This is a genomic window from Streptomyces sp. NPDC058671 (assembly GCF_042716475.1).
Lineage (GTDB): Bacteria > Actinomycetota > Actinomycetes > Streptomycetales > Streptomycetaceae > Streptomyces.
Window position 1 is genome coordinate 1 of record NZ_JBHXSA010000015.1, and the last position, 18,478, is coordinate 18,478.

Below are 18,478 nucleotides of genomic sequence, written 5' to 3' on the forward strand. Positions count from 1 at the left end.
CGCGCCCCTCCTGCGCCGGCCGCACCCCCCGACGCGGCCCTACTTGCGCGGCGCCCACGACCGACCGGTCGTGGGCCCCTCTCCCGTACGCCTACAGGTACTTCTTCAGCTCCCGCCGCGCCAGCGACCGCTGGTGCACCTCGTCCGGCCCGTCCGCGAGCTTCAGCGTCCGCGCCGCCGCCCACAGCTCGGCCAGCGGGAAATCCTGCGACACCCCGCCCGCACCGTGCGCCTGCACGGCCTTGTCGATGATGTCGACGACCGCCCGGGGGGTCGCGATCTTGATGGCCTGGATCTCGGCGTGGGCGCCACGGTTGCCGACGGTGTCCATCAGCCAGGCCGTCTTCAGGACGAGGAGCCGCAGCTGCTCGATCGTCACCCGCGCGTCCGCGATCCAGTTCTGTACGACGCCCTGCTGGGCGAGCGTCTTGCCGAAGGCGGTACGGGAGACCGCGCGCCGGCACATCAGCTCGACGGCCCGCTCGGCCATCCCGATGAGCCGCATGCAGTGGTGGATGCGACCGGGGCCGAGCCGCGCCTGCGCGATGGCGAAGCCGCCGCCCTCCTCGCCGATCAGGTTCGCGGCCGGGACCCGGACCCCGTCGAAGACCACCTCGGCGTGCCCGCCGTGGGAGTGGTCCTCGTACCCGTACACCCGCATCGCGCGCCGCACCTCCACACCGGGGGTGTCGCGCGGGACGAGGATCATCGACTGCTGCCGGCGGATGTCGGCGCCGTCGGGGTCGGTCTTGCCCATGACGATGAAGATGCCGCAGTCCGGGTTCATGGCCCCGGAGATGTACCACTTGCGGCCGTCGACGACGTACGAGTCGCCGTCGCGCCGGATCCGCGTCTCGATGTTCGTCGCGTCGGAGGACGCCACCTCGGGCTCGGTCATCGCGAACGCCGAGCGGATCTCGCCCGCGAGGAGCGGCTCCAGCCACTGCTTCCTCTGCGCCTCGTCGCCGAACTGGGCGAGCAGCTCCATGTTCCCGGTGTCGGGGGCGGCGCAGTTGAGGGCGGTGGGGGCCAGGTGGGGGCTGCGGCCGGTGATCTCGGCGAGCGGCGCGTACTGGAGGTTGGTGAGCCCGGCCCCGTACTCGGCGTCCGGAAGGAAGAGGTTCCAGAGGCCCTGCCGCTTGGCCTCGGCCTTCAGCTCCTCCACGACCGCCGGGGTGTCCCAGGGCGAGGCGAGCAGGGCGCGCTGTTCCTCGGCGGTCTCCTCGGCCGGGTACACATGCGCGTCCATGAAGGCGAGGAGCTTCGCGCGGAGCTCCTCGGTGCGCGCGTCGTAGGCGAAGTCCATGTGGTTCAACCCTCCTGAAGGGTGGTCAGGCCGTGCTCGATGAAGACGGGGACGAGGTCGCCGATGCGGTCGAAGCCGGCGCCGACGGTCTGCCCGAGGGTCCAGCGGTAGTGGATGCCCTCCAGGATCACGGCGAGCTTGAACCAGGCGAAGGCGGTGTACCAGGCGAGGGCGGAGGTGTCGCGGCCGGAGCGGGTCGCGTAGCGCTCGACGAGTTCGGCGGCGCTCGGGTGCCCGGGGGCCGTGGCGGTCGTGGAGACGGGGGAGTCCGGCAGGTCCAGCGGCGTGCTGTACATGACGAGCAGGCCGAGGTCGGTGAGCGGGTCGCCGAGGGTGGACATCTCCCAGTCGAGGACGGCCCGGATGCGGTCGTCCCCGTCGATGAGCACGTTGTCGAGCCGGTAGTCGCCGTGGATCACCGTGGGCGCCGGGGACACCGGGAGCGATCGGCCGAGGGCGGCGTGCAGCTCGTCGATCCCCGCGAGGTCCCGGCCGCGTGAGGCGTCGAGCTGCTTGCCCCAGCGGCGCAGCTGCCGGTCGAGGAAGCCTTCGGGGCGCCCGAAGTCGCCGAGTCCGACGGCGGCCGGGTCCACGGCGTGCAGGTCGACGAGGGTGTCGACCAGGCCGAGGACGGCGGCACGGGTGCGCTCGGGGCCCAGCGAGGCGAGTTCACCGGCCGAGCGGTACGGGGTGCCCTCGACGAACTCCATGACGTAGAAGGGCGCCCCGAGGACGGAGTCGTCCTCGCACAGCAGCAGCGTCTCCGGGACGGGTACGGCGGTGGTGTGCAGGGCGCTGATGACGCGGTGCTCGCGCCGCATGTCGTGGGCGGTGGCGAGGACGTGGCCGAGCGGCGGCCGGCGGACGACCCAGCGTCCGGTGCCGTCGGTCACGACGTACGTCAGGTTCGACCGGCCGCCCTCGATCAGCCGGGCTTCGAGGGGGCCGGACACCAGGCCGGGGCGCTCGCGGTCGAGGAAGCGGCGCAGCTGCTCGGGGTCGAGGCCTGGCGGCGGGGCGGAACTCATACGTGCGTACCTCCGGATCGGCTTCGGTCGGCGTTCATGATGACCGACCAGTCGGTATGTCGTCCAGAGGGGCGCGGGGAAAGCGGACGGCCGACTTGCGGTCGACGCTGTCAGCGGTCTGTCCACGGGTCGCGTTCCTGAATAGGGTTCACATATGGATGCGAAGCTGATCGTCGACGAAGTCCGGCTCACCCCGATCCTCATCTCCGACCCGCCACTCCTGAACGTCCAGGGAGTGCACCAGCCCTACACCCCCCGGCTGGTGGTCGAAGTGATCACTCGGGGAGGCGTCAGCGGCCTCGGGGAGACCTACGGCGACACCGTCTACCTGGACCTCGCCCGGCCCCTGGCCGAAGCGCTGCCGGGGCATGCGGTCACGGACGTGAACACCCTCTTCGCCCTGGCGGCGACGACCGATCCGGCCGTCGGCGACGGGGAGGCGGAGGCGGGCGTCGACGCAGCCGGGCTGCGCGGGGTCCGGACCGCTGACAAGCTCCGCCTCTCCGTCGTCTCCGCCTTCGAGACCGCCTGCCTCGACGCGCTCGGCAGGACCCTCGGTCTCCCCGTCCACGCCCTGCTCGGCGGCAAGGTCCGTGACAGCGTCGAGTACAGCGCCTACCTCTTCCACCGCTGGGCCGAGCACCCGGCCGCGGACGGCCGGGACCGGCCGACGGACGACTGGGGCCCGGCCCTCGACCCCGCCGGAATCGTCGCCCAGGCCCGCCGCTTCGAGCGCCTCCACGGCTTCAGGTCCTTCAAACTCAAGGGCGGGGTCTTCGAGCCCGAGCGGGAGATCGCCGCTATCCGCGCGCTGGCCGAGGCGTTCCCCGGCCGCCCGCTCCGGCTCGACCCCAACGGCGCCTGGTCGGTGGAGACCTCGCTGGCCGTGGCCCGCGAACTCGGCGGCGTACTGGAGTACCTGGAGGATCCCGCGAGCGGCACCGACGCCATGGCCGAGATCGCCGCCCGCACCGACGTGCCCCTCGCCACCAACATGTGCGTGACCACCTTCGAGGAGGTCCCGGAGGCCTTCGCGAAGGGGGCGGTACGGATCGTCCTCTGCGACCACCACTACTGGGGCGGCCTGGGGCGCACCCGTGAACTCGCCGCGCTCTGCCGGACGTACGGCGTCGGGCTCTCCATGCACTCCAACACCCACCTGGGCATCAGCCTCGCCGCCATGACCCAGGTCGCCGCCACCCTGCCCGAACTGCACCACGCCTGCGACACCCACTACCCGTGGCAGACCGAGGACGTCGTCACCACCCGCCCCGTCTTCAGGGACGGACGGCTCACCGTCTCCGACGCCCCCGGCCTCGGCGTCGATCTCGACCGCGCCGCACTCGCCACCCTGCACCGCCGCTGGCTCGACGACGACGGCACCCTGCGGAACCGGAACGACAAGGCGGCGATGCACAGGGCGGACCCCGACTGGACCCAGGGCAGCTGGTGACCCCAAGGGCCTCACCCGCCCCGGCCGCCCCCGCTCGCCCACCGGACCCGCGCCCACCGGGGCCCCACAACGCGTCAGCCGCCGTCGGGCTGGACGAAGGCATGGACGTGCGGAGCCCGCGCGATCACCTGGGAATCGATGGCGGACACCGGAGTTCCCCCGGACGAGAGCCCGACGGGACGGGGGAAGAATGCCGGTCGGCCGGTACCGGGGAAAGCCGGGACCGCACGCCGGTCGGGCCCCGCCCGGCGCCGGTCACCAGATCATCGCCGCCCCGAAGACGGCGAGCGCGATCGTGCACCCGGTCGCCAGCACGGCGCCCCGGGACGAGAGGGGACGCGGCCTCGCCGCGCTCAGGGACCGGATCCGCCGGTGGGAGACGGCCAGGAAGCCGATCCACACCAGTGCCGACAGCGCGAGTCCGGTCAGCCCCAGCGCCGTGGCGTCGTCGTGGACGGCCAGTTTGACGGCGAGGACCGCCACCACCGTGCACGACAGGGTCGTACGCCGCCACGCGAGCCGCGTCCGCTCCGGCTGGAGCCCGGGATCGCGCACGTCCCCCTCCGCGTCCCCCGCGTCACCGGCGTGATTCCCCCCGGCCCCCGTATCGCGGGCGTCCGTCACCGCTCCGCCCAGCCGAAGAGCACGACCACCACCATCGCGAGCGCCACCACCGCCACCGCGAGGCTCAGCACGGCGGGGAACCGGGACCCGGGCAGGTCCTCGCCGCGCCGCATGGCCCGCTCGCAGCGCACCCAGTGGTTCACGGCCCGCAGCGCGCACAGCACCCCGGCCGCGAGCAGTGTGAGCGCGAGCCCGACCCGTACGCCCCAGCGCAGGTCCGGCAGGAACTGGTCCACGGCGAATCCGCCGCCGACCAGGGCGAGCGCGGTCCGGATCCAGGCGAGGAAGGTCCGCTCGTTGGCGAGGGAGAAACGGTAGTCGGGGGTCTCTCCCTCGTCCCGGATGCGCTGCGGGGCGAACCACAGCCGCAGGCTCTGTACGAAGTCGCTCACACGTGCACCCTAGCGGTCGGCCGAGCGGCCCGGCCGGGGTCCGCCGCCCGCCTCCAGGACCCGCAGCCGCTCGTACGCGGCGAGTCCGTCCGGCACCCACTCCCAGCTGCCGAGCCGCTCCGCCAGCTCCCCGTCGGTGAGGAAGCCGTGCCAGGCGACCTCCTCCACCTGCGGGTCGACGGGCAGCTCGCAGCGGACCTCGTAGACCGCCGACCACCACTTCCCGGCCACGCCCTCGGAGTCGTACAGGAAACGCAGGACCGGTTCGGGGCGGGGCAGTCCGGAGACCCCGAGCTCCTCCTCCGCCTCCCGCAGCGCGGCCTCGTCGTAGGACTCTCCCGCGCCGACGACCCCGCCGACGAACATGTCGTACCGGGAGGGGAAGACGAGCTTGGTCGGGGTCCTGCGGTGGACGAAGACCCGGCCCTCGGCGTCCCGGACCCGGACGAAGACGCAGCGGTGGATCAGGCCGCGCGCGTACACCTCACCGCGCGGGGCCCGTCCGATCACCCGGTCGTGCTCGTCGACGACATCGAGAATCTCTTCGGCGGCGCTCATGCCGCCATCCAAGCAAACGAGCTCTCGGACCCGGCGCGCCAAGCCGTGTCCGAGCGTCGGCGCGGTCGGCAGGCGAAAGCCGGAACGGGGTCGGAGCGGCCAAACGGTTGACTGGATACATCCGTGTATCCAAGATGCGGTCCATGTCCTACGACGCTGATGTGATCGTGATCGGGGCCGGCCTCGCCGGGCTCGTCGCCACCGCCGAGCTGGTCGACGCCGGCCGCACCGTGATCCTGCTCGACCAGGAACCCGAACAGTCCCTCGGAGGCCAGGCCCACTGGTCCTTCGGCGGCCTCTTCCTGGTCGACTCGCCCGAGCAGCGCAGGATGCGCGTCAAGGACAGCCACGCCCTCGCCCTCCAGGACTGGTACGGCACCGCGGGCTTCGACCGGGCCGAGGACCACTGGCCGAGGAAGTGGGCCGAGGCGTACGTCGACTTCGCCGCCGGCGAGAAGCGTTCCTGGCTCCACGCGCGCGGGGTGCGCTTCTTCCCCGTCGTCGGCTGGGCCGAGCGCGGCGGATACGACGCCACCGGCCACGGCAACTCCGTACCCCGTTTCCACATCACCTGGGGTACGGGCCCCGGCCTCGTCGCCCCCTTCGAGCGCAAGGTCCGGGAGGGCGTCGCCCGGGGCCTCGTCCAGCTCCGCTTCCGCCACCGTGTCACCGCCCTCGGCCGCACCGCGGGAGCCGTCGACACCGTCACCGGCGACATCCTGGAACCCTCCGCCGCCGCCCGCGGCACCGCCAGCACCCGCACGCCCGTCGGCACCTTCGACCTGCGCGCCCAGGCCGTGATCGTCACCTCCGGCGGTATCGGCGGCAACCACGACCTGGTCCGCGCGCAGTGGCCGGAGCGCCTGGGCACCCCGCCCGCCCGGATGCTCTCCGGGGTCCCCGCCCACGTCGACGGACTGATGCTCGGCATCGCCGAGAAGGCTGGCGCCCGCCACATCAACCGCGACCGGATGTGGCACTACACCGAGGGCATCGAGAACTGGAACCCCATCTGGGCCCGGCACGGCATCCGCATCCTGCCCGGACCGTCCTCGCTCTGGCTGGACGCCACCGGCAAGCGGCTGCCCGTCCCGCTGTTCCCCGGCTTCGACACCCTCGGCACCCTCGAACACATCACGCGGACCGGCCACGACCACACCTGGTTCGTCCTCGACAAGAGGATCATCGGCAAGGAGTTCGCCCTCTCCGGCTCCGAACAGAACCCCGACCTCACCGGCAAGTCGATCCGCGACGTCATCGGCCGCGCCCGCGCCGACGTGCCGAAGCCGGTGCAGGCGTTCATGGACAAGGGCGTCGACTTCGTCGTCGAGAACGACCTCTCCGCCCTGGTCCAGGGCATGAACGCGCTCACCGACGAGCCGCTGATCGACGAGGCCGCCCTCCGCCGCGAGATCACCGCCCGCGACCGCGAGATCGCCAACCCCTTCACCAAGGACCTCCAGGTCACGGCGATGCGAGGCGCCCGCAGGTACCTGGGCGACAGGCTCATCCGCACGGCGACCCCGCACCGCATCCTCGACCCCGAGGCGGGCCCGCTGATCGCCGTCCGCCTCAACATCCTCACCCGCAAGTCCCTCGGCGGCCTGGAGACCGACCTCGACTCCCGCGTCCTGACCGAGGGCGGCGAGCCGCTGGAGGGCCTGTACGCGGCGGGCGAGGCGGCCGGCTTCGGCGGCGGCGGGGTCCACGGCTACCGCTCCCTCGAAGGCACCTTCCTCGGCGGCTGCGTCTTCTCGGGCCGCGCGGCGGGCCGCGCGGCGGCGAGAGCGGTGGCCTGAGGGGCATCAGGGGCGGGGCGGCGCCCGCGAACGCCCGCTCCGCCCCTGAGCCCTACAGCACCAGCGACAGCAGCAGCACGAACACGATCCCGACGACCGAGATGATCGTCTCCATCACCGACCAGGTCTTGATCGTCTGGCCGACGGTCATACCGAAGTACTCCTTCACCAGCCAGAACCCGGCGTCGTTCACATGGCTGAAGAAGAGCGAACCCGCACCGATCGCCAGCACGAGCAGCGCCGTCTCGCTCGTCGACATGCCCGCCGCGAGCGGGGCGACCAGCCCGGCGGCCGAGATCGTCGCCACGGTCGCGGAACCCGTCGCCAGCCGGATGGCGACCGCGATCAGCCAGGCGAGGAGCAGCGCCGGGACGGACCAGTTCTCGGAGAACTCCAGGATCATCCGGCCCACGCCGATGTCGATGAGGGTCTGCTTGAAGCCGCCGCCCGCGCCGACGATCAGCAGCACGCCCGCGATGGGCGCGAGGGACTTCTCGACGGTCGAGGACAGCCGGTCCTTGGTGAAGCCGGCCGCGCGGCCCAGCGTGAACAGGGCCATTATGACGGCGGCGAGCAGCGCGATCAGCGGGGAGCCGATGACGTCGGTGACCTTCTGGACGCCGTTCTCCGGGTCGTCGACCACGATGTCGACGAGCGCCTTGACCAGCATCAGGACGACGGGCAGCAACACGGTCGCGACGGTGACGCCGAAGCCGGGACGCTTCTCCAGGTCCTCGGAGGGCCGGGCCGGGATCATGTGCTCGGGCGCCGGGACGTCCACCCAGCGGGCGGCGTACCGGGAGAACACCGGACCGGCGATGATCACGGTCGGAACGGCGACGACCAGTCCGAGGGCCAGGGTGACGCCCAGGTTCGCGCCGACCGCGTCGATCGCGACGAGCGGGCCGGGGTGCGGCGGGATCAGTCCGTGCATGACGGACAGGCCGGCCAGGGCCGGGATGCCGATCCGCATCAGGGAGTAGTTCCCCCGCTTGGCGACCATGAGGACCACCGGGATCAGCAGCACGATGCCGACCTCGAAGAAGAGCGGCAGACCGATCACGGAGGCGATGAGGACCATCGCCCAGGGCATGGCCTTGCCCCCGGCCCTGGCCAGGATCGTGTCGACGATCTGGTCGGCGCCGCCCGAGTCGGCGAGGAGCTTGCCGAGGATCGCGCCGAGGGCGATCAGCACGCCCACGCCGGCGACGGTGCTGCCGAGCCCGGCCGTGAAGGACTTGATGGTGTCGGCGAGCGGCGCCCCGGCGAACGTGCCGAGCGCGAGCGAGCCGATGGTCAGTGCCAGGAACGCGTGCAGTTTGAACCTGGTGATGAGCAGGACGATGACGGCGATGCCGGCGAGCACGGCGATCCCGAGCTGGGCGTTGCCCGCCGAGGTGATCGGTTCGGCGGCGTCCGCTGCCAGCATCTCGACGTGGAGACTGGGCACGGTGGAGTCCTTCGTGCGAGCGGGGGAACGGGGACGGACGAGAGGTCAGCGGGCCAGGCCGCGCAGGGCGGCGACGGCGCGGGCGGCGATGTCCTCGGGGGTGCCGGAGACGTCGACCGCGACACCGGTCTCGTCGTCCTCCAGCGGTTGCAGGGTGGCGAACTGGGAGTCGAGGAGCGCCGTCGGCATGAAGTGGCCCGTGCGGGAGCCCATGCGCCGCTCGATGAGTTCCCGGTCGCCGGTCAGATGGAGGAAGACCACGCCGGGGGCCGCGGCGCGCAGGCGGTCCCGGTACGCGCGCTTCAGCGCGGAGCCGCTCACCACGCCGCCGAGCCCGGCCCGGTCGTGCGCCCAGGCGCCGATGGCGTCGAGCCAGGGCCCCCGGTCGGTGTCGTCCAGGGGGACGCCGGCCGACATCTTGGCCACGTTCGCCGCCGGGTGGAAGTCGTCGCCCTCCCCGTACGGAAGGCCGAGCGCTTCGGCGACCAGCTGACCGATCGTGGTCTTGCCGGTCCCGGCGACGCCCATCACGACGACGACTGTCCTTGTGCCGGGCTGCGGGGTGGTGCTCATGGGGGTGCCTCGCTGTCTTCTTCGACATCGATCCGTCGTGCTCATGAAACCCATGGGGTACGACGTATTCAAGAGGCTGTGACTAAAAAGTAGTACTTTTAATTCGCGGGCTGATCACCCGGCCGGGCCCGCATAGGCTTGCCACCATGACGACACCGGCCCGGGGACTCCACTCCCACGTCCTCGCCACCCTGGGTCTCGCGATCACCGCCGGGGAGTACCCGCCCGGCACGGTGCTGCGCACCGACGAGGTAGCCCAGCGCTTCGACGTCTCCCGGACGGTGGTCCGCGAGGTCGTCCGCGTCCTGGAGTCCATGCGCCTCGTCGAGTCCCGCCGCCGCGTCGGCGTGACCGTCCTCCCCACCGCCAGCTGGAACGTCTACGACCCCCAGGTCATCCGCTGGCGCCTGGCCGGCGCCGACCGCCCCCGTCAGCTCCGCTCACTCACCGTCCTGCGCTCGGCCGTGGAGCCCGTCGCCGCCGGCCTGGCCGCGGAGAACGCCACCCCGGGCCAGTGCCGCGAGCTCACCGAGCACGCCCTCGGGCTCGTCGCCACGTCGCGCGGCCGGCGCCTGGAGGAGTACCTCGTCCACGACATCGCCTTCCACCGGGTCGTGCTCGACGCCTCCGGCAACGAGATGTTCGCCCGCCTCGGCGACGTCGTCGCCGAGGTCCTCACCGGCCGCACCCACCACCACGTGATGTTCGAGGACCCCGACCCGGCGGCCGTCACCCTCCACGTCCAGGTCGCCGAGGCCGTCCGGGAGCGGGACGCGGCCCGCGCGGAGGAGCTCACCCGACAGATCGCGGTCGGCGCCCTCCACGAGCTGGACGTCCTGGCCCCCTGAGGGCCCCGGGCGTCCACCGGACCCCGTACGGGCTCAAGCTCTGAACTAGCTCAAATATGGGCGTTCAGTGACATGCGCCACAGTCAGGTGGCACCCGTTGCCGTGAGGATGTCCGCTGGCCGTGCCGGGAAGACCCCCACGAGGCACGGCCGGGTACCGCACAGCCCCCTCACGAAGGCGAACAACTCCATGAGTGACCGTGTCACCGCGGCCGACCCGCTGTCCGCCGCTCCGGCGAACCCGGCCGCCCCCCACGTCGACGCCGGCGACGCCGGATACCGCAAGGACCTCAAGTCCCGGCACGTCAACATGATCGCCATCGGCGGCGCCATCGGCACCGGCCTCTTCCTCGGCGCCGGCGGCCGGATGTCCCAGGCCGGGCCCTCCCTCTTCATCGCCTACGCCGTCTGCGGCGTCTTCGCCTTCCTCGTGGTGCGGGCCCTCGGTGAGCTGGTGCTCTACCGCCCCTCCTCCGGCGCCTTCGTCTCCTACGCCCGTGAGTTCATGGGCGAGAAGGGCGCCTACACGGCCGGCTGGCTGTACTTCCTGAACTGGTCGACCACCGCCGTCGCCGACATCACCGCGGCCGCCACCTACGCCCACTTCTGGGCGATGTTCAGCGACGTCCCGCAGTGGATCCTCGCCCTGATCGCCCTCGCGGTCGTCCTCGCCGCCAACCTCATCTCCGTGAAGTACTTCGGCGAGATGGAGTTCTGGTTCGCGATCGTCAAGGTCGGCGCCCTCGTCGTCTTCATGCTCATCGGCATCTTCCTCATCGTGACCTCGCACGACATCGGCGGCCACACCCCCGGCCTCGCCACGGTCAGCGACAACGGCGGCATCTTCCCCAGCGGCGTCATGCCGATGCTGCTGCTCATCCAGGGCGTCGTCTTCGCCTACGCCTCCGTCGAACTCTGCGGCGTCGCCGCGGGCGAGACCGAGAACCCCGAGAAGATCATGCCGAAGGCGATCAACTCGATCATGTGGCGCGTCGGCCTCTTCTACGTCGGCTCGGTCATCCTGCTCGCCCTGCTGCTGCCGTACACGGCCTACTCGGGCGACCAGAGCCCCTTCGTCACCGTCTTCGACAAGCTGGGCGTCCCCGGCGCCGCCGGCGTGATGAACCTCGTCGTCCTCACGGCCGCCCTCTCCAGCCTCAACTCGGGCCTGTACTCCACCGGCCGCATCCTGCGCTCCATGTCGCTCGCCGGCTCCGCGCCCAGGTTCACCGGCGTCATGAACAAGGGCGGCGTGCCCTACGGCGGCATCCTGCTCACCGCCGGCTTCGGCGTCCTCGGCGTCGGCCTCAACTACTTCATGCCCGACGACGCCTTCGAGCTGGTCCTGAACTTCGCCTCCATCGGCATCATCGGCACCTGGGCCATGATCATGGTCTGCTCGCTGCTCTTCTGGCGCCGCGCCCAGGAAGGCAGGGTCACCCGCCCCGGCTACAACCTGCCCTGGGCCCCGTACACCCAGATCGTGACCCTGGGCTTCCTCGGCTCCGTCCTCGTCCTCATGTGGATGGACGGCGGGGTCGGCCGCACCACCGTCGCCTGCCTGCCGCTGATCGCCGCGGCCCTCGTCGGCGGCTGGTTCCTGGTCCGCCGCCGGGTCCGTACGACCGCCGCGGCCGGCCGGGGCTGACCGCCCCCGCACGCCGTACGACGAGACCCCCGCGGGCACGGCCTGCGGGGGTCTCGCCTCTTGTCAGGAGATAGTGGTACGCAGGAGCCTTACAAGATCCGGTCGGAGGAAGGGAAGTTCGCGATGCCACAGCACGTCCAGGGGGTCATCGCCCCCGGCAGGGACGAACCGGTACGGGTCGAGACCATCGTCATCCCCGACCCCGGCCCCGGCGAGGCCGTCGTGAAGATCCAGGCCTGCGGCGTCTGCCACACCGATCTCCACTACAAGCAGGGCGCCATCAACGACGAGTTCCCCTTCCTCCTCGGCCACGAGGCCGCCGGAGTCGTCGAGTCGGTCGGCGAGGGCGTCACCGACGTGACCCCGGGCGACTTCGTGATCCTCAACTGGCGTGCGGTCTGCGGCACCTGCCGCGCCTGCCTCCGCGGCCGCCCCTGGTACTGCTTCGACACCCACAACGCGAAGCAGCGCATGACCCTCCTCGACGGCACGGAGCTGTCCCCGGCCCTCGGCATCGGCGCCTTCGCCGAGAAGACCCTCGTCGCCGCCGGCCAGTGCACCAGGGTGGACCCCGCCGTCGCCCCCGAGGTCGCGGGCCTCCTCGGCTGCGGCGTGATGGCCGGCATCGGCGCCGCCCTCAACACCGGGAACGTCGGCCGCGGCGACACCGTCGCCGTCATCGGCTGCGGCGGCGTCGGCGACGCGGCGATCGTCGGTTCCCGCCTCGCCGGAGCCGCCAGGATCATCGCCGTCGACATCGACGACCGGAAGCTGGAGACCGCGAGGACGATGGGCGCGACCCACACCGTCAACTCCCGCTCCACCGACCCCGTCGAGGCGATCCGCGAACTCACCGGCGGCTTCGGCGCCGACGTCGTCATCGAGGCCGTCGGCCGCCCCGAGACGTACCGACAGGCCTTCTACGCCCGCGACCTCGCCGGCACCGTCGTCCTCGTCGGCGTCCCCACCCCCGACATGCAGCTCGAACTCCCGCTCCTCGACGTCTTCGGCCGCGGCGGCGCGCTCAAGTCCTCCTGGTACGGCGACTGCCTGCCCTCCCGCGACTTCCCCATGCTCGTCGACCTGCACCAGCAGGGCCGCATCGACCTCGCCGCCTTCGTCACCGAGACCATCGGCCTCGGCGGCGTCGAGAAGGCCTTCGCCCGCATGCACGAGGGCGACGTCCTGCGCTCGGTGGTGGTGCTGTGATGGCCGCCCGCATCGACCACCTCGTCACCTCCGGCACGTTCAGCCTCGACGGCGGCACCTGGGACGTCGACAACAACGTCTGGATCGTCGGCGACGACACCGAGGCCATCGTCATCGACGCCGCCCACGACGCCCCCGCCATCCTCGCCGCGCTCGACGGCCGCGCCCTGCGCGCCATCGTCTGCACCCACGCCCACGACGACCACATCGACGCCGCCCCGGCGCTCGCGGCAGCCACCGGCGCCCGCATCCTGCTCCACCCCGCCGACCTGCCGCTGTGGAAGCAGACCCACCCCGACCACAGTCCCGACGGCGACCTCGCCGACGGCCAGGTCCTCACCATCGCCGGCACCGACCTCACGGTCCTCCACACTCCGGGCCACGCCCCCGGAGCGGTCTCCCTCCACGCCCCCGACCTGGGCACGGTCTTCACGGGCGACACCCTCTTCCAGGGCGGCCCGGGCGCCACCGGCCGGTCCTTCTCCGACTTCCCGACGATCGTCGACTCGATCCGGGAGAAGCTCCTCACCCTGCCACCGGAGACGGTGGTACGGACCGGCCACGGCGACACCACCACGATCGGCGCCGAGGCCCCGCACCTGGAGGAATGGATCAAGCGAGGCCACTGAGAGCCGACCGGCTCTCGAAGCTCCTCGCCACACCCGTGAACGGGTCGGTGAACTCCAGCGTCCGCGCCAGCAGTTGCAGCGGACGCGAGAAGTCCTCCGGCCCGTCCGCGCGGACCTCCGGATAGAGCGGATCGTGCAGGATCGGCAGCCCCAGCGCGTTCATGTGCACCCGCAGCTGATGCGTCCGCCCGGTCTCCGGCACCAGCCGGTAGCGCCCGAGCCCGCCCCGCCGTTCCACGAGCGCGATCCGGCTCTCGCTGTTCGGCTCGCCCGGCACCTCCCGGGCGGCCATCACCCCGCGCTCCTTCTCGATCCGGCTCCGCACGGTCACCGGCAGCGCGACCGCCGGATCGTACGGCGCCACCGCCTCGTACTCCTTGCGCACGAGCCGGTCCCGGAACAGCGTCTGGTACGCCCCCCGGTCCTCCGGCCGTACGACGCAGAGCACCAGCCCCGCGGTCAGCCGGTCGAGCCGGTGCGCGGGCTGGAGCTGCGGAAGGCCCAGCTCCCGCCGCAGCCGCGCGAGCGCGGTCTCCGTCACGTGCCGCCCCCGGGGCATCGTCGCGAGGAAGTGCGGCTTGTCCGCGACCACGATCCGCTCGTCGCGGTGCACCACCCCGACGGGAAAGGGCACCGGTGTCTCGGCGGGAAACTCCCGATGGAACCAGACATAGCGCCCCGCGGTGTACGGGTCGTCCCCGCCGACGGGGCCGTCCGTCCCCACGAAACGGCCCCTCAGCAGCATGTCCTCGACCCGCCCGGCACCGATGGCGCCCGAGTACCGGGCGAGCAGGTGCTCCCGTACGGTCCCCCAGACCCCCTCGGGATCCTCGGGCAACCGCACCCGCACCGGATCGATGCCCTCCCGCTGGGGGAGGGGAGAGGAGGGAGCCTTGGATCTGCGTCGCACCGGGTCCTACCGCCGTAACGAGAAAGACCCCACATCATGTGGGGTCTTTCGCTGGTGTCCGAGGGGGGACTTGAACCCCCACGCCCGATAAAGGGCACTAGCACCTCAAGCTAGCGCGTCTGCCATTCCGCCACCCGGACAAGGTGTCTGTCTTCCTGGCCGCTGGGCCCTTCCGACGAGGAAAACCATAGCAAACATTCGGGGTGGCCGATCACCACCCCCGGTGGGCCCCTGTCATGTGACAGAAGCATGGCGGCCGAGGGCCGCCCTTGGGCGGGAAGGAGGACGCGCGCGAGGATGGGGCGAGCACCGAAGCAATCACGTGGGGCACGTAGTGGGAGGAAGCAGCGTGAGCGAGTCGAACACCGGCCGAACCGTCACCGCCGAGAACGAGGTCGTGGACCTCTGTCGCGACCTCATCCGTATCGACACCAGCAACTACGGCGACCACTCCGGACCGGGCGAGCGCGCGGCGGCCGAGTACATCGCCGAGAAGCTCGCGGAGGTCGGACTCGAACCGAAGATCATCGAGTCGCACCGGGGGCGGGCCTCCACCGTCGCCCGCATCGAGGGCGAGGACCCGTCGCGGCCGGCCCTCCTCATCCACGGCCACACCGACGTCGTCCCGGCCAACGCCGAGGACTGGACGCATCACCCCTTCTCCGGGGAGATCGCCGACGGCTGCGTCTGGGGCCGCGGCGCCGTCGACATGAAGGACATGGACGCGATGACCCTCGCGGTCGTACGGGACCGGCTGCGCAGCGGCCGCAAGCCCCCGCGCGACATCGTCCTCGCCTTCCTCGCCGACGAGGAGGCCGGCGGCACCTACGGCGCGCGACACCTGGTCGACCACCACCGGGACCTCTTCGACGGGGTCACCGAGGCCATCGGCGAGGTCGGCGGCTTCTCCTTCACCGTCAACGAGAACCTGCGCCTCTACCTGGTCGAGACGGCCCAGAAGGGCATGCACTGGATGCGGCTCACCGTCGAGGGCACGGCCGGTCACGGCTCGATGACCAACGACGACAACGCCATCACCGAGCTCTGCGAGGCCGTGGGCCGCCTCGGCCGCCACCAGTGGCCGGTGAGGGTCACCAAGACGGTCCGCTCCTTCCTCGACGAACTCTCCGACGCGCTCGGCACCCCCCTCGACCCCGAGGACATGGACGGCACCCTCGCCAAGCTCGGCGGCATCGCCAAGATGGTCGGCGCCACCCTGCGCAACTCGGCCGCCCCCACCATGCTCGGCGCCGGGTACAAGGTGAACGTGATCCCCGGCCAGGCCACCGCGCACGTCGACGGGCGTTTCCTGCCCGGGTACGAGCAGGAGTTCCTCGCCGACCTCGACCGGATCCTCGGGCCGAAGGTGAAGCGTGAGGACGTGCACGGCGACAAGGCCCTGGAGACCAGCTTCGACGGCGCCCTGGTGGACGCCATGCAGCTGGCCCTGCGTGCCGAGGACCCGATCGCCCGCGCCGTGCCGTACATGCTGTCCGGTGGCACCGACGCCAAGTCCTTCGACGACCTCGGCATCCGCTGCTTCGGCTTCGCCCCGCTCCAGCTGCCGCCGGAGCTGGACTTCGCCGGCATGTTCCACGGTGTGGACGAGCGGGTGCCCGTGGACGGTCTGAAGTTCGGCGCCCGGGTCCTGGACCGATTCATCGACGCCTGCTGAATTCGGCCGTGCGTTCGTGCGTGACCGGAAAGAGTGAATGAACTCAAGGGCTCGTAGCCCCCTCCTTTCCCCCTCGTTACAGGTGTGCGGTCCGCGGCTGGGACCGCGTTTCCCACTAGGAGGAATAATGTTCAAGAAGGTCGTCGCTGCTGCGGCTGCCACTGGCGGTCTCGTTCTCGCGGGTGCGGGCATGGCCGTTGCCGACGCGGGCGCTCAGGGTGCCGCCATCGGTTCCCCCGGCGTGCTCTCGGGCAACGTCGTCCAGGTTCCCGTGCACGTCCCGGTGAACGTGTGCGGCAACACGGTCTCCGTGATCGGCCTGCTGAACCCCGCCTTCGGCAACACCTGCGTCAACGCCTGACGTCGTGTCTCGCCCCGTGAGGGTGTGAGCCTGTCCGGCCCCGGAGTGCGTGCCATGCACTCCGGGGCCGGTGGCCATTTCCGCCCCGGGCGGTCCGCCCGGTGGCATTCTTGAGAAGCAGAGCAGGCAGGGAACAAGCTATGCGACAGGTCACGCGCAAGGGCCTTATCACCGTTGCGGCCGCGGGAGGCGTTTTCGCCGCCGTCGGCGGCGGTTATGCGCACGCCGATTCCGGTGCGAACGGTACGGCGACGAATTCGCCGGGCGTCGCGTCCGGAAACTCCGTCCAGGTCCCGGTCCACGTACCGGTGAACGCCTGCGGGAACACCGTCAACGTCGTCGGACTGCTGAATCCGGCGATGGGCAACAAGTGCGCCAACATCTCTCACCCGGCCAAGCCCGGTAAGCCCGGTAAGCCCGGCAGCGGTTCGTCCGCCGACGGGCACACCAGCGGCTCCCCGGGGGTGGGCTCCGGGAACAACGTCCAGGTGCCCGTCCACGTCCCGGTGAACGTGTGCGGGAACAGCGTCTCGGTCGTCGGACTGCTGAACCCGTCGATGGGCAACGAATGCGGCAACGGCATCGAGCCGACGCACCCGGGCCATCCCGGCAACCCCGGCAACCCCGGTAACCCGGGTAATCCTGGTAACCCCGGTAACCCCGGTAACCCCGGTAACCCTGGGAACCCCGGTAACCCGGGCCACCCCGGGAATCCGGGTAACCCGGGTAACCCGGGTAACCCCGGGAATCCCGGCAACCCCGGTGACCCCGGCACCCCGGGTACGCCCGGTCTCCCCGGAGACGGCGGCGGCTCCAACACTCCGAGTGAGCACGGAGTCACCCCGCCCCGCGCCGTCGAGGAGCTCGCCGAGACCGGTTCCGGTCCGCTCGGCGTGATCATCCCCGCCGGTGCCGGTCTGCTGCTCGCCGGCTCGTTGATCTACCGGCGCGCCCGCAGCGCGGCCTGAGCCCGCCGCGTCACGCACCACGCACAAGGGGCCCCGCACACCGCGGGGCCCCTTCTCGTTGTCCAGTTCTCGCTACCAGGTCGCCCGGACCTGGCGGATGATCCGCCGCTTCAGCCGCACTCTGCGGCTCCCGTCCCGGTGCAGGGTCAGACGGTCCAACTCCCAGTGTCCGTACTCGGCATGGTCGGTCAACAGCCGCGTCGCCTCCTTGCGGGAGACACCGCGCGGCACGTACACGTCGACAAATTCGTATTCCGGCATCGCATCTATTGTGCGGGCACGGCCCCGGTACGGATAGCGTCTGTCCCATGTCTGATGCTGCGCAGCCCACCGCTGCCGAGGTACGTGCCGCCGCCGAGGCGGTCAAAGCCGCACTGGACCGTCACCTCGCGGCGGTCGAACGCCGCACGGGGGACGACGACACGGCCGTCTACGAGGCCTTCAACGCCCTCGCGACGGCGGCCGAGACGTACGACGAGATCCTCTACGACCGCTACGACGAGGTCACCCCCTTCGAGATCCCCGGAGCGGAAGGCGCCCTGCCGCCGTACTCCGGACCTGACGAACCTCATGCCCTCAGCCTGCTGATCCGCCGCGACTACGCCGTGGCGGAACCGCAACGGCTGCTCGCCCAGGCCCGCCGCGTCGCCGAGGTCGACGGTGACACGGACACCCCCGGACCGGCCGCGCGGGCCGGGGTCTCGCCGCTCGCCGCGCTCGGAGTGCTCTTCGGCGAGTACGAACCGGACGAGATCGCCTCGCGGCACAAGGAGTTCGGCCTGGAGGAGGGCGACTCCACCCTCTGGGTCACCGCGGCCGAGGAGCTTCCGGAACCGGGGGAGTGGCTCAACGCCCCCTTCGAGCAAGCCGACCCGGAGCGCATCATCTGCCGCTTCGACGTCAGCGCCGTCTTCGACGAGGAAGAGGACGAGGACGTCGAGGACACCGCGGGAGACACCGGCGTCCCCCGCTCCTGAGGCGAAGCGAAAGGGCCGGGACACCCCCATCGGGGGTCCCGGCCCTTTCGCCGTCCGGCCCGGGGCGTGCT

19 protein-coding genes and 1 tRNA gene are annotated in these 18,478 nt (G+C 71.4%); 10 read left to right on the plus strand and 10 right to left on the minus strand.

What is annotated here, in order from left to right:
- Positions 1-91: 91 nt before the first annotated feature.
- Both ACFWV2_RS19585 and ACFWV2_RS19590 read right to left on the minus strand, forming a co-directional pair.
- The gene (locus ACFWV2_RS19585; RefSeq protein WP_384406257.1) at positions 92-1,306 is read right to left on the minus strand and encodes an acyl-CoA dehydrogenase family protein; all 1,215 of its coding nucleotides are present in this window, start codon (positions 1,304-1,306) and stop codon (positions 92-94) included.
- A gap of 5 nt (positions 1,307-1,311) precedes the next feature.
- Complete coding sequence (locus ACFWV2_RS19590) at positions 1,312-2,334, minus strand: phosphotransferase (protein ID WP_384406258.1); 1,023 nt, start codon at positions 2,332-2,334, stop codon at positions 1,312-1,314.
- Positions 2,335-2,488: 154 nt separating this feature from the next.
- Here ACFWV2_RS19590 and ACFWV2_RS19595 point away from each other — a divergent pair, with 154 nt between their 5' ends.
- A complete protein-coding gene (locus tag ACFWV2_RS19595) occupies positions 2,489-3,787 on the plus strand; it encodes an enolase C-terminal domain-like protein (RefSeq protein WP_384406259.1) in 1,299 nt (432 codons plus the stop codon).
- 255 nt (positions 3,788-4,042) lie between these two features.
- On the opposite strand, the gene ACFWV2_RS19600 is transcribed toward ACFWV2_RS19595, so the two are convergent.
- The 3 genes from ACFWV2_RS19600 to ACFWV2_RS19610 all read right to left on the minus strand — a co-directional run bounded on the left by ACFWV2_RS19600 (position 4,043) and on the right by ACFWV2_RS19610 (position 5,361).
- Positions 4,043-4,342 (minus strand): DUF202 domain-containing protein, encoded by a 300-nt coding sequence (locus ACFWV2_RS19600; protein WP_384406260.1) that lies wholly within the window; start codon positions 4,340-4,342, stop codon positions 4,043-4,045.
- Between the two features lie 65 nt (positions 4,343-4,407).
- Positions 4,408-4,803, minus strand: coding sequence for a YidH family protein (locus ACFWV2_RS19605; RefSeq protein WP_384406261.1), 396 nt, complete (start codon positions 4,801-4,803; stop codon positions 4,408-4,410).
- 9 nt (positions 4,804-4,812) lie between these two features.
- Positions 4,813-5,361 (minus strand): NUDIX domain-containing protein, encoded by a 549-nt coding sequence (locus tag ACFWV2_RS19610; protein ID WP_384406262.1) that lies wholly within the window; start codon positions 5,359-5,361, stop codon positions 4,813-4,815.
- A gap of 143 nt (positions 5,362-5,504) precedes the next feature.
- On the opposite strand from ACFWV2_RS19610, the gene ACFWV2_RS19615 reads away from it, so the two are divergent.
- Positions 5,505-7,160, plus strand: coding sequence for an FAD-binding dehydrogenase (locus ACFWV2_RS19615; RefSeq protein WP_384406263.1), 1,656 nt, complete (start codon positions 5,505-5,507; stop codon positions 7,158-7,160).
- Between the two features lie 52 nt (positions 7,161-7,212).
- On the opposite strand, the gene ACFWV2_RS19620 is transcribed toward ACFWV2_RS19615, so the two are convergent.
- Both ACFWV2_RS19620 and ACFWV2_RS19625 read right to left on the minus strand, forming a co-directional pair.
- Positions 7,213-8,610 (minus strand): gluconate:H+ symporter, encoded by a 1,398-nt coding sequence (locus tag ACFWV2_RS19620; protein ID WP_384406264.1) that lies wholly within the window; start codon positions 8,608-8,610, stop codon positions 7,213-7,215.
- A 45-nt stretch (positions 8,611-8,655) separates the two neighbouring features.
- The gene (locus ACFWV2_RS19625; RefSeq protein WP_384406265.1) at positions 8,656-9,183 is read right to left on the minus strand and encodes a gluconokinase; all 528 of its coding nucleotides are present in this window, start codon (positions 9,181-9,183) and stop codon (positions 8,656-8,658) included.
- 146 nt (positions 9,184-9,329) lie between these two features.
- Between ACFWV2_RS19625 and ACFWV2_RS19630 the strand changes: the two genes are divergently transcribed.
- From ACFWV2_RS19630 to ACFWV2_RS19645, 4 genes are all read left to right on the plus strand, one after another.
- Entirely contained in the window at positions 9,330-10,031 is a 702-nt protein-coding gene (locus tag ACFWV2_RS19630) for a FadR/GntR family transcriptional regulator (protein WP_384406266.1), read from the plus strand.
- A gap of 189 nt (positions 10,032-10,220) precedes the next feature.
- Positions 10,221-11,678, plus strand: a complete 1,458-nt coding sequence (locus ACFWV2_RS19635) for an amino acid permease (protein ID WP_384406267.1) — start codon at positions 10,221-10,223, stop codon at positions 11,676-11,678.
- 123 nt (positions 11,679-11,801) lie between these two features.
- A complete protein-coding gene (locus ACFWV2_RS19640; RefSeq protein ID WP_384406268.1) occupies positions 11,802-12,887 on the plus strand; it encodes an S-(hydroxymethyl)mycothiol dehydrogenase in 1,086 nt (361 codons plus the stop codon).
- Positions 12,887-13,516, plus strand: a complete 630-nt coding sequence (locus ACFWV2_RS19645; protein WP_384406269.1) for an MBL fold metallo-hydrolase — start codon at positions 12,887-12,889, stop codon at positions 13,514-13,516. Before ACFWV2_RS19640 ends, ACFWV2_RS19645 begins: the two co-directional genes overlap by 1 nt.
- Here the strand turns inward: ACFWV2_RS19645 and ACFWV2_RS19650 are convergent.
- Together ACFWV2_RS19650 and ACFWV2_RS19655 are read right to left on the minus strand one after the other, a co-directional pair.
- Positions 13,500-14,426: an RluA family pseudouridine synthase gene (locus tag ACFWV2_RS19650; protein WP_384406270.1), complete on the minus strand. Its 927-nt coding sequence runs from the start codon at positions 14,424-14,426 to the stop codon at positions 13,500-13,502. The genes ACFWV2_RS19645 and ACFWV2_RS19650 overlap by 17 nt on opposite strands.
- Positions 14,427-14,478: 52 nt before the next feature.
- A tRNA-Leu gene (locus ACFWV2_RS19655) sits at positions 14,479-14,566 on the minus strand.
- A 209-nt stretch (positions 14,567-14,775) separates the two neighbouring features.
- Here ACFWV2_RS19655 and ACFWV2_RS19660 point away from each other — a divergent pair.
- The 3 genes from ACFWV2_RS19660 to ACFWV2_RS19670 all read left to right on the plus strand — a co-directional run bounded on the left by ACFWV2_RS19660 (position 14,776) and on the right by ACFWV2_RS19670 (position 17,430).
- Positions 14,776-16,101 carry a M20/M25/M40 family metallo-hydrolase gene (locus ACFWV2_RS19660; protein ID WP_384406271.1) on the plus strand — a complete coding sequence of 442 codons (1,326 nt, stop codon included), beginning with the start codon at positions 14,776-14,778 and terminating at the stop codon, positions 16,099-16,101.
- Positions 16,102-16,228: 127 nt separating this feature from the next.
- A complete protein-coding gene (gene chpH, locus ACFWV2_RS19665) occupies positions 16,229-16,462 on the plus strand; it encodes a chaplin ChpH (RefSeq protein WP_384406272.1) in 234 nt (77 codons plus the stop codon).
- Between the two features lie 140 nt (positions 16,463-16,602).
- Positions 16,603-17,430 (plus strand): chaplin, encoded by an 828-nt coding sequence (locus tag ACFWV2_RS19670; protein WP_384406273.1) that lies wholly within the window; start codon positions 16,603-16,605, stop codon positions 17,428-17,430.
- 72 nt (positions 17,431-17,502) lie between these two features.
- Here ACFWV2_RS19670 and ACFWV2_RS19675 read toward each other — a convergent pair whose 3' ends face one another.
- The gene (locus tag ACFWV2_RS19675) at positions 17,503-17,691 is read right to left on the minus strand and encodes a DUF5703 family protein (RefSeq protein WP_073915128.1); all 189 of its coding nucleotides are present in this window, start codon (positions 17,689-17,691) and stop codon (positions 17,503-17,505) included.
- Positions 17,692-17,738: 47 nt separating this feature from the next.
- On the opposite strand from ACFWV2_RS19675, the gene ACFWV2_RS19680 reads away from it, so the two are divergent.
- Entirely contained in the window at positions 17,739-18,407 is a 669-nt protein-coding gene (locus tag ACFWV2_RS19680) for a hypothetical protein (protein ID WP_384406274.1), read from the plus strand.
- The last annotated feature ends 71 nt before the right edge of the window (positions 18,408-18,478 follow it).

What these genes read in the sequence shown, in the direction of transcription:
- ACFWV2_RS19635 (WP_384406267.1), top strand. Translation starts at nt 10,221, where the DNA reads ATGAGTGACCGTGTCACCGCGGCCGACCCGCTGTCCGCCGCTCCGGCG.
- ACFWV2_RS19630 (WP_384406266.1), top strand. Translation starts at nt 9,330, where the DNA reads ATGACGACACCGGCCCGGGGACTCCACTCCCACGTCCTCGCCACCCTG.
- ACFWV2_RS19615 (WP_384406263.1), top strand. Translation starts at nt 5,505, where the DNA reads ATGTCCTACGACGCTGATGTGATCGTGATCGGGGCCGGCCTCGCCGGG.
- ACFWV2_RS19645 (WP_384406269.1), top strand. Translation starts at nt 12,887, where the DNA reads ATGGCCGCCCGCATCGACCACCTCGTCACCTCCGGCACGTTCAGCCTC.
- ACFWV2_RS19670 (WP_384406273.1), top strand. Translation starts at nt 16,603, where the DNA reads ATGCGACAGGTCACGCGCAAGGGCCTTATCACCGTTGCGGCCGCGGGA.
- chpH (WP_384406272.1), top strand. Translation starts at nt 16,229, where the DNA reads ATGTTCAAGAAGGTCGTCGCTGCTGCGGCTGCCACTGGCGGTCTCGTT.
- ACFWV2_RS19585 (WP_384406257.1), bottom strand. Translation starts at nt 1,306, where the DNA reads ATGGACTTCGCCTACGACGCGCGCACCGAGGAGCTCCGCGCGAAGCTC.
- ACFWV2_RS19625 (WP_384406265.1), bottom strand. Translation starts at nt 9,183, where the DNA reads ATGAGCACCACCCCGCAGCCCGGCACAAGGACAGTCGTCGTCGTGATG.
- ACFWV2_RS19675 (WP_073915128.1), bottom strand. Translation starts at nt 17,691, where the DNA reads ATGCCGGAATACGAATTTGTCGACGTGTACGTGCCGCGCGGTGTCTCC.
- ACFWV2_RS19640 (WP_384406268.1), top strand. Translation starts at nt 11,802, where the DNA reads ATGCCACAGCACGTCCAGGGGGTCATCGCCCCCGGCAGGGACGAACCG.
- ACFWV2_RS19590 (WP_384406258.1), bottom strand. Translation starts at nt 2,334, where the DNA reads ATGAGTTCCGCCCCGCCGCCAGGCCTCGACCCCGAGCAGCTGCGCCGC.
- ACFWV2_RS19680 (WP_384406274.1), top strand. Translation starts at nt 17,739, where the DNA reads ATGTCTGATGCTGCGCAGCCCACCGCTGCCGAGGTACGTGCCGCCGCC.
- ACFWV2_RS19595 (WP_384406259.1), top strand. Translation starts at nt 2,489, where the DNA reads ATGGATGCGAAGCTGATCGTCGACGAAGTCCGGCTCACCCCGATCCTC.
- ACFWV2_RS19610 (WP_384406262.1), bottom strand. Translation starts at nt 5,361, where the DNA reads ATGAGCGCCGCCGAAGAGATTCTCGATGTCGTCGACGAGCACGACCGG.